The organism is Cetobacterium sp. ZOR0034 (assembly GCF_000799075.1).
In the GTDB taxonomy this organism is placed as follows: domain Bacteria; phylum Fusobacteriota; class Fusobacteriia; order Fusobacteriales; family Fusobacteriaceae; genus Cetobacterium_A.
This window is the reverse complement of record NZ_JTLI01000070.1, coordinates 1-5,102: the sequence shown is the minus strand read 5'-3', so window position 1 is coordinate 5,102 and position 5,102 is coordinate 1. Positions and strand designations below refer to the sequence as shown.

General features: G+C 25.0%; 4 protein-coding genes and 3 tRNA genes. 1 reads left to right on the top strand and 6 read right to left on the bottom strand.

Annotated elements, in window-relative coordinates; all coding sequences use genetic code 11:
• Positions 1–2: 2 nt before the first annotated feature.
• The 3 genes from L992_RS11540 to L992_RS11530 all read right to left on the bottom strand — a co-directional run bounded on the left by L992_RS11540 (position 3) and on the right by L992_RS11530 (position 242).
• Positions 3–74: transfer RNA gene (locus tag L992_RS11540), tRNA-Glu, on the bottom strand.
• A gap of 10 nt (positions 75–84) precedes the next feature.
• A tRNA-Gln gene (locus tag L992_RS11535) sits at positions 85–159 on the bottom strand.
• 6 nt (positions 160–165) lie between these two features.
• Positions 166–242: transfer RNA gene (locus L992_RS11530), tRNA-Pro, on the bottom strand.
• Positions 243–1,166: 924 nt separating this feature from the next.
• On the opposite strand from L992_RS11530, the gene L992_RS11525 reads away from it, so the two are divergent.
• Complete coding sequence (locus L992_RS11525) at positions 1,167–3,128, top strand: hypothetical protein (protein WP_047396387.1); 1,962 nt, start codon at positions 1,167–1,169, stop codon at positions 3,126–3,128.
• Positions 3,129–3,194: 66 nt separating this feature from the next.
• Here the strand turns inward: L992_RS11525 and L992_RS11520 are convergent, their stop codons facing one another.
• Genes L992_RS11520 through L992_RS11510 form a run of 3 tightly spaced genes read right to left on the bottom strand, consistent with a single transcriptional unit; the run spans position 3,195 to position 4,918 of the window.
• The gene (locus L992_RS11520; protein WP_047396385.1) at positions 3,195–3,452 is read right to left on the bottom strand and encodes a hypothetical protein; all 258 of its coding nucleotides are present in this window, start codon (positions 3,450–3,452) and stop codon (positions 3,195–3,197) included.
• A gap of 28 nt (positions 3,453–3,480) precedes the next feature.
• Positions 3,481–4,221 (bottom strand): hypothetical protein, encoded by a 741-nt coding sequence (locus tag L992_RS13215; RefSeq protein WP_052191707.1) that lies wholly within the window; start codon positions 4,219–4,221, stop codon positions 3,481–3,483.
• Positions 4,214–4,918 (bottom strand): ParA family protein, encoded by a 705-nt coding sequence (locus L992_RS11510; protein ID WP_047382369.1) that lies wholly within the window; start codon positions 4,916–4,918, stop codon positions 4,214–4,216. Before L992_RS11510 ends, L992_RS13215 begins: the two co-directional genes overlap by 8 nt.
• Positions 4,919–5,102 lie beyond the last annotated feature (184 nt).

Genomic DNA, 5,102 nt, shown 5'->3' with positions numbered 1-5,102 from the left:
GGTACCCCGTAGGGGAATCGAACCCCTGTTTATAGAGTGAAAATCTATTGTCCTAACCACTGAACGAACGGGGCAAAACATTGTTGGCTGGGGTGGCTGGATTCGAACCAACGCATGACGGAGTCAAAGTCCGTTGCCTTACCGCTTGGCGACACCCCAATTAAATGGTCGGAATAGCAAGATTCGAACTTGCGGCCCCCTGCTCCCAAGGCAGGTGCGCTACCGGACTGCGCTATATTCCGAACTATTTTGTTTTGCATCAGCTGTTTGCTGCTGACAAAAATAATAGTACCATAAATTTTAAATAATGTCAACAAACTTTTTTATTTTTTATAAAAATTTATTTTTTTTAAGAAATCTTACTTCTTAATATATAAAGAAAAATATATTTAATATTTAAATAATATCAAATATATTTACTATGAATTAATTTATATTTTTTATAAAAATTTATTTTTTAGATTTTAAGTAATATAATTTAAATTATTATGAAGTCTATTTTGTGTTATAAAATTTTTTTATGGTAATTAAATCTTTTTAATTGATTCTTTTTTTTATTAGTCAATTAATCTTTATCTTTGAAATTAGAAAAATTTTTGTTTTAGATTCCATTAAATTTATTGTCATATTTGTGTTTTGACATTTTAGTTACCTATCTTAGTATTATATTATCTGAAAATGTGATATTAATTTATTTAATTTAGTATAAGTTATATTATAAAGAGATAATTTTAAAATTATTAGTTAATAAAAGATTGTTTATAGTTGTTTTATTTGTTTATAGTTGTTTATATTGTTGTATTGAAATAAAAAAAAATAAAATAGTCTATAAAGATAGATAAAATAAGTATTCTCTTTAAAATAAAAAGAAAAATACATGTCCGTAGATGTTGTATATATATGGACATTGATGTTGTATATGTGTGTCCGTAGATGTTGTATTTAAAATCCATATGTGTTGTATATATATAGCCTTTATTGTTGTAGTTTTTATAAAATTTAAAAAATAGACGTTATTGATTACTATATTTGAATTAAGAGATTTTTTTTAGATATTTTATACAATAGTCACGGTAAAATATCTTGAAAAAGCTTTGCTTATATTGTATTATATACAATATAAAAGGAATAGATATTATAATATACAACAATAAGGGCTGGTGAAAATGAAAAAATTAAAAAAATTTGAGATTCCTATGAATCAAGTTATTGATACAGGTCCAAGTGAAATAGTTGAAAAATTTTTGGATGTTTCTGAAATTGAAAATGAAAAGAATCATAGCTTAGTAAGAATTGATATAAATATGATAGAATATCCATTGTTTACTAAGAGTACAAGTAAGAAAAAAAATCAAATAATAAGATATTTTTTTAATAGATCAAAAGAAGCTTATATCCAAGTTAATCCAACATCAGGAGATTATATACCAGGTGAATTAGAGGAAAGAGTTTTTATAGCATTATTAAAAATAATGAGAGATAAAAGATATAATAATATGTTTTATACAACAATAAGTGAGATTTTAACAAATATGGGTATAGCCCAAGAATCGTTTAAGGGATTTTATGGTAGAATATCAAAAGCGTTAATAAGACTTTCACAAACTAGTTATACATTTAAAAACTCTTTATATTCTAATAAAATAAAGGGAATAATAGAAGAGCAAATAAATACAAATATAATGAATATTCATATGATTTCAGTAAAACAAGCACAGGAATCAGAAAAGGAGTTATTTACAGATAGAAGAATAAAAGAGGTTATAAAAGTATCAATTTCAGAGCATTTTTATGATAATATTATTAGAAAAGGATACTTAGTATATGACTCACAACTTCTTTTAAGCATGGATAATCCTATAACTAGAGCTTTATATATGCTTATAAACAAATTAAGATTTAATAGAATGTATATAAAAGTTTTATCTATAAATCTTATAAAAAGAATTCCATTGAGTGAAAACATTCAAAAAATTGGAAGAACGATAAAAGTAATAGAAAAAAGTTGTCAAGAATTAAAAAAAATGAATTTGATAGAAAATTATACAGTTATAAAAAATAGTAAATGGATTGAATCAGAGTTTGAGTTTTATTTTAATGAAACTCATAATGAATTAAAGCAAACATATTTTTATGACGATAAAAACCACTTTGATAATTTATTAATAACTCATACAGATAGTGGAGTTGATTTAAAAAATGATGGAAATCATCACTTTGAAGCTGTAAAAGCTGAAACTGTTGATAGAATTCCAACAAATGAAAAATTAGAAGAAATCTTAAAAATATTGCCGTCTAAAGCTAGAGAATTAAAAACTTTACCAAAAGTAATAAAAGATGGAATAAGACAATATGGATTTGAACATATAAAGTTTGTAGCTGAATATATAAAAGTTCAGAAAGTTAGTAATATAAGAAGCTATATGATACAAGCTTTATCAAAAGGATGGGCAGAAGATTATATTACACAGCAGAAAAAGAATACAGCACAAAAGGTTAAAAATGATAATTTAAAACTTTTAGAAATAGAAATACCACAAGAAGTCAGTGTAAATAAGGAAATAGTGGGAGAAGTAGATAATTTTTGGAATTTGTTAGTGCTAGAAAAAAAATTGGTTATAGAAGAAGAAGCATATAGGGATTATATAGCAATGTGTGGTGTAGAAGGTAAAATTCAAAAAATGGCCTTTAATGCAGCTAAAGATAAGATAATAAAAGACTATTTGATAAAAAATATCGAAAAATATACAACACAAGAGGTCGTAAATTTAAAAAATACAGATTTATTTAATAATAGTGAGGATGTAATAGATATTATTGAAATATCATCAACAGAAGTGGACAAAAATGAAAATACGGAAGATTTATCTACTGGCAATGAATCTATAAAATTAAATACAGCACAAGAGGCTAAAAATGTAGAAATAAAGAAAATATATAAAAATATGTCTATGTTCCAGTTAGATTTACTAGATCTTTTAGAAGGAGAAAATATAAAAGAAGTAAACAAGATAATTAGATTATTAGGAATAACTAAATTTTTTGAAGGTGAACTTGGAAATTTACATTTAGTTTTAGAATATAATGAAGATGAAGAGAGTATTATAAAAATAAATTCATTAATATAATGTCCCTTTGTATTGTATATAAAAAATGGATTTATCAAAATATGATAAATCCATTTTTTTATAATTTTATTCTGTAACAGAAAGAATATATTCTTTTCTTTCAGGAGAAAGTTTATATTCGTAATTTTTATTGTCTCCATTAGGAGTAATTATTAATAAGTTGAAAATTCCTTCAGATAATTCTGTCATGTTAGTTATATCAAAGTTATCAATGTCTAATTCTTCAGAGATAGAATCTAAAAAATCATCTTCAATTTCAAATTCAAAGTATTCGTTATTATGTTCTATAACATAGTAAAAATCTGCAAAATTAAATAGTTTCATAGTTTTAATCCTTTCATAAATAATATTGTTAGTTTGTTTTCTCAATTTCCATTAATAGGTTTTTAATTTCTTTGTTTAAAGATTCAATTTTTTCATATACATTTTTGGCTTTATTTGAATCAATAGATGATGTTTCAATTTTATTTTCTATTAATATAGAAATATTTGAGTTCAATTTGTTAAATAGTTTTTCAATAGAAATAATATCAGTTTTTTTAATATTTGTATTTTTAGTATTATTTTTTAGATTGATGTATTCTTTTCTAGTTTTGATTTGTCTATTAAGAACAGCCTTAATTAATTCCTCATTTGCATTTGGAGTTGAAATTTCATAAGTTAGAGATAGAGGCAGAGTTTCAAAGTAAAATTGGTCATCATCAGAGATACAATGTTGTTTAATAAACTTAAAACGATTTATTAAACGTTCTGCAGTTTTTTTCCCAATTTTCATGTGTTCTAACCAAATTCCAAAAGTTCCGCTTTTATTATTTGAATATTTCTCATTTGCTTCTAATAAAATTTCTCCAGCTTTAGTATGATAATTACTTTTAGCTATATGAAGAAGTGACTCATATCTAATCAAATCATTTTTCATTTCTAAATCTTGGATATCATCATAATTGAAAGTAACATCAGTATCAGGTAAAAAATCTTTTTCAATAACAGTAATCTCAAATTCTTTTTTCTCTGAATTAGAAGATGCAGGCAATTCTTTTTTCTTGAAAGAGTCTTGCTTTAGACGATCAAGTACATTAATTTTTTTAACCATTAATAATTCCTCCAATAATTTCACCATATAAACTTTGAAGTTCTTCTGCTTTTTTAGCTTGAGTTTCCCAAATTGTTTTTCCTTTTTCTGAAAGTTGTTCTTCAATAACACTTTCAGGAATTGGTGCAGTAAGTATTACTCCTGTATTGCTAAAGAATTCAGATAGACTATTAAAATATTCACGAGATATCTTTGTATTTCTATATAAGTTTGGAACTATTTGTGTAATCTTATCCCCCTCGGCTTTTTCGATCAATCTAGTTATTCCAGCAGTGCTTAATTTATCTAGTTTTATAGGAACGATAATTTCGTCGGTAATTTCAAGAATAATATCATTAAGAACATTAAAAACAGGAGCACAGTCAACAATTATAAAATCATAACTAGATCTTAAAGATTCAAATGTTTTTCTGATTTTATTTTTTAAGTTTATTCCAAAAATATCAGTTTCTACAGGAAAGTAATCTAAGTTTTCCCTGATTTTGATTTTAATCTCTTCACCATTTTGAACAAAAGATTTGAATCCTTTTCCACCTTCAAACCATCCCCCTAGAAGAATAAGGCTATCATTTTGAGCATCAGAGGTAATCAGTGCAGTTTTGAAGTCGAGCATAGCAAGACCGTGAGCAATATTTTTAGATAAAGTTGATTTTCCAACGCCACCTTTATTATTTTTTACAGTTATTATTTTCCCCATAATTAACGTCACTCAAAAAGTAACGCTTTTCACCTCCTTTTTTAATAATTATAGTATAGATTAAAAAAGGAAAATAATCAATTTTTTTATCCGGATTTTCCGGATAAAAAAATTAAAACACGACAAATTGTCGCAATAAAATTAAAACACGACAAATTGTCGCAATAAAATTAAAACACGACAA

What these genes read in the sequence shown, in the direction of transcription:
- L992_RS11510 (WP_047382369.1), bottom strand. Translation starts at nt 4,918, where the DNA reads ATGGGGAAAATAATAACTGTAAAAAATAATAAAGGTGGCGTTGGAAAA.
- L992_RS11520 (WP_047396385.1), bottom strand. Translation starts at nt 3,452, where the DNA reads ATGAAACTATTTAATTTTGCAGATTTTTACTATGTTATAGAACATAAT.
- L992_RS11525 (WP_047396387.1), top strand. Translation starts at nt 1,167, where the DNA reads ATGAAAAAATTAAAAAAATTTGAGATTCCTATGAATCAAGTTATTGAT.
- L992_RS13215 (WP_052191707.1), bottom strand. Translation starts at nt 4,221, where the DNA reads ATGGTTAAAAAAATTAATGTACTTGATCGTCTAAAGCAAGACTCTTTC.